Raw genomic sequence first — 958 nt, 5'->3', positions numbered from 1 at the left:
GCTGGCCCTGATCTGGGCCGGCAGCGTGGGGGCGCTGTTTATCGTGGCCAGCCTGATGCGCATGTTCATGAATGCAGCCGGTCTGACCACACACTGAAGATCCCCTCCCGTTGCCCTGAAGGCACGGATTTACAGCCCTCCTGCGCGGAGGGTTTTTTTTTCAGTACTTATTTACGAGCTTTGAGAATCACGAATTTTGGCGTGGCAGCCACTTGTTCTACGCCACGGAACAGTCGGGCGAGCTTGCTGTGGTAACCCAGGTGACGGTTGCCGACGATATACAGCGCACCGCCCACCACCAATGCTTCCCGGGCCTGCTGGAACATGCGCCAGGCGAGGAAGTCGCCGACGACTTGTTGCTGATGGAACGGCGGATTGCACAACACCACGTCCAGGGATTGAGATTCCTGCCCCGCGAGGCCATCGCCGGCCCGCACGATGACTTCTCTGTCACCGAGTGCCGCGCGCCAGTTTTCGATGGCCGATTGCACGGCCATGAACGACTCGTCCACCAGCGTGTACTGGGCCTCCGGGTTTTGCAGTGCACTGGCGATGGCCAACACGCCGTTACCGCAACCGAGGTCCGCGACTCGCGCAGTGCCAAGGTTTTTTGGCAGGTGCGGCAGAAAGGCCCGGGTGCCGATGTCCAGTCCTTCGCGGCAAAACACATTGGCGTGGTTCAGCAATTCAATAGCCGGTTCATCGAGTTGGTAACGCGAAGGGTAGGGGGACACGACAGGGGCTTTTGCCTCTGGTGTGGCGATCAATAACCGAGCCTTTTTCACCGCCAAAGAGGCTTGCACCAGGCCGATGTAGCGTTCAAGCAGATCACCGGCCGCACGTGGCAGATGTTTGATCATCGCCGCAGCAATTACCTGCGCGCCCGGCGCCAACTGGCCTTGCAGGCGAATAAGCTGTTCTTCCAACAATGCCAGGGTTTTCGGCACCCGGATCAATA

2 protein-coding genes are annotated in these 958 nt (G+C 59.4%); one reads left to right on the top strand and one right to left on the bottom strand.

All coding sequences use genetic code 11. The features are described 5' to 3' along the window. Nucleotides 1-97, top strand: a 97-nt coding sequence (locus tag AC1DRJ_RS29695) for a DUF2474 domain-containing protein (protein ID WP_477805265.1), incomplete at its 5' end; no start/stop codon positions are given. 70 nt (nucleotides 98-167) lie between these two features. Here the strand turns inward: AC1DRJ_RS29695 and AC1DRJ_RS29690 are convergent. Then, the coding region (locus AC1DRJ_RS29690) for a class I SAM-dependent methyltransferase (RefSeq protein ID WP_477805264.1) at nucleotides 168-958 on the bottom strand (791 nt) is incomplete at its 5' end.

The sequence above is a fragment of the Pseudomonas sp. P5_B2 genome (assembly GCF_056400445.1).
The sequence above is the reverse complement of the archived record's forward strand: the minus strand, read 5'-3'. Positions and strand labels throughout refer to the sequence as shown.